Source organism: Endozoicomonas sp. YOMI1, assembly GCF_024606345.1.
Taxonomy (GTDB): domain Bacteria; phylum Pseudomonadota; class Gammaproteobacteria; order Pseudomonadales; family Endozoicomonadaceae; genus Endozoicomonas.
Map to the genome: position 1 here is coordinate 1 of NZ_JAHHPM010000284.1, position 2,611 is coordinate 2,611.

The window sequence follows — 2,611 nt, forward strand, 5'->3', positions numbered from 1 at the left end:
TTGATGGGTTCCATCTATCATTGACCTCCAAACTCCGTTCGTCCTGAGCGGAGTCGAAGGGCGTAAGCTCCATACCCTAAATAAAGACTGTGCCAATCACCCTTCGACTCCGCTCAGGGTGAACGGAGATTACACACCTCAAACTCATTGAAATGGTGTACCAGGAGGCTGTCCGAGAATATGATGTCTCAAATATTATTAACGGCCTGGCAATTTACCGCAGTCGTGTCGGTAACCGTTCCTTCAGTCTGATATCCTGCCCTTGATTTCACTGGTCGGCGTGAGAGGATTCGAACCTCCAACCCTTTCGTCCCGAACGAAACGAGCATTCCAGTAAAATCAACTGGTTAAGTGGTTATTTTGGTTCTCACCGGGTTCTGTAATCCTTTGATTTCTTTATGCTGCGAAATGATTTTGTTCTCACTGTTTTTTGCACGACATACAGCTTATATTCAAATTATATTCAAAACAGACACCCTACCGGCAAAGCCACCAGTTTATCCGAAAAGGGCAGCACCTTATCACCGTTGTAAACAATTACCCCCCGCTGAATACTGCCAGTTGCAATTAGCATTTCCTGAGTAGCGAACATCTCTTTTTTGATCGTCATGCCTGCCTTGACCTCAATGCCTGTGGCCTGGCCATTATGCCCTGACAGAATAAAGTCCACTTCTCGCTGACTCTTGTCACGATAGTGAAAAAGCTGGCAGTCCTGATCACTTATGGCGATAGACTTCAGTAGCTCGGAGCAGACCCAGGTTTCCATCAACGACCCCATAAGATTTCTGTCAGCTTTAATAGCCGCTGCATTTATGCCTCTCAGGGAACACAGCAGTCCAGTGTCCACAAAATGAACCTTTGCCTGCTTAATTGCCCGTTTGAGTTCATTCCGATGCCACCCGGGAATTCGCTTTACCAGATAAAGGTTTTCAAGGGCTGAAACGTATTTTTGAACAGACTTGCTATCCATCTTTATCGCTTTACCAAGACTTGCATAGTTCAGCGCCCCAGAAGAAATAGAAGACAGTGATTTAAGCAGCTGCGCCATTTCATCCAGCTTTTGTAGCTGAAAAACTTCTCTTATATCCCGCCGGATAATCGCATCGGTATAAGATCTGTACCAGCGTGTCCTGCGATTTGAAGAACGCTGTATTGCTTCTGGATAACCACCACAAGCTATGGCCGAAATAACCTGGTCAAGCTCAAGCAGCGACCCACGCGGGGGAGTAAAATCCGGAGACAATAGCTGGTTGATAATATCATGCTCTTCCTGCCTGCCAGCAGGCCGCTGCTTCAACTCACTCTGACTGAATGGGTACAGGGTAATAAATTCTGCCCGGCCAGCCAGTGAATCAGCCAACGCCGGCAACGTCATCAGATCAGCGGAACCGGTCAGGATAAAAGCCCCGGGTTGACGATCTTCATCGACCAGCAGTTTGATAGTGCGAATCAATTCCGGAGCCCGCTGAATTTCATCAATAATGACCGGACGCGGTTGATTACGCAGCAAACCAATAGGGTCATTGCGGGCAACCATCAGGATATTTTCATCATCCAGGGTCAGATAACTTCCGGAGCCCTCAGGCTTGAGCGTCTCCAGCAGATGTCGCGCCAGGGTCGTTTTGCCAGATTGCCGGGGACCGGTGGTAATGGCTACCGGCGTATCCTTCAAGCATTCCCGCAAATTACGCTCAATGGCTCTTGGTATGTAGTCCATAGCAATCCAGTCATGACTAATATGGATTTTAGTTTAGACTAATATAGATTATGAACTCGACCATTATGGATTTATAATCCGACTAAAATGGATTTCATTAATGACTAATCTGGAATAATAACGCTATGCAAGGCTCTATTTAAACGATGAACGAAGTGAACTTCTGACTGGAAATCCAGCAACACAAAGAAGCAGAAAATGAAACTATAAGCTCTTTATTAAAACCAAAATGAAAATATAGTTTCAAAATAGTATTAATTCCAGTAACTGCTGTTCCTGACGATTAATGCCAATTTCATTCGCGTATTGTTGCCAGTTGTCGGTCACACTACGAAGTTCTGTCAATATCTCTTTGGACTGTGTCGCTGACAATTGAAAATAAGGGGCTACTTCTGCACCCCGAACCAGATCAACCTCTAATATGCCTACCAGTTCGGGCTGTTCCATCGAATGCCAATGGGCGTAAACCCAAACAGACTTGCTCATAACTGGCACCTTCCCTTTAAAAGGAATCTGAATTACGTTCGTTATTTTTGCGCCGGGATGTTAGCAGCTCAATATCCTGTAACTTACGGCCAAACTCATCATCTAATGCCACTTTCGCTAAATCTTCAGCCAACCCTAATGCAGATAACACCACCAGGTAGTGACCAATGGAAACACCGGGTTCACCCCGGATGATATTACGAAGCGTCGGCATAGAAAGCCCGGTACGCTCAGACAATCGGGTTTGGGTGATTTTTCGGCGTTTCATCGCCAGGGCAATATTCTCGCCCAGTGTTTTCAACAGGCGCAGATCCTTGGGAAAAACTTGAATGATCGTCCATTGTCTTTCCTTCAAACCGACCACACGTTGTTCCTGATTATTGACCGTTAATACACTAACCCTTTGAA

General features: G+C 45.8%; 3 protein-coding genes. All 3 read right to left on the minus strand.

Annotated elements, in window-relative coordinates; translation table 11 throughout:
• Positions 1 to 463 precede the first annotated feature (463 nt).
• Positions 464 to 1,717 (minus strand): ATP-binding protein, encoded by a 1,254-nt coding sequence (locus tag KDK15_RS09730; RefSeq protein ID WP_257295160.1) that lies wholly within the window; start codon positions 1,715 to 1,717, stop codon positions 464 to 466.
• A 243-nt stretch (positions 1,718 to 1,960) separates the two neighbouring features.
• Positions 1,961 to 2,203: a hypothetical protein gene (locus tag KDK15_RS09735; protein ID WP_257295161.1), complete on the minus strand. Its 243-nt coding sequence runs from the start codon at positions 2,201 to 2,203 to the stop codon at positions 1,961 to 1,963.
• A gap of 16 nt (positions 2,204 to 2,219) precedes the next feature.
• Positions 2,220 to 2,611: helix-turn-helix transcriptional regulator (locus tag KDK15_RS09740; RefSeq protein WP_306800295.1), on the minus strand; the 392-nt coding region annotated here is incomplete at its 5' end.

Bases quoted from the DNA above. Each gene is read 5' to 3' on its own strand.
- KDK15_RS09730 (WP_257295160.1), bottom strand. From the start codon at position 1,717: ATGGACTACATACCAAGAGCCATTGAGCGTAATTTGCGGGAATGCTTG.
- KDK15_RS09735 (WP_257295161.1), bottom strand. From the start codon at position 2,203: ATGAGCAAGTCTGTTTGGGTTTACGCCCATTGGCATTCGATGGAACAG.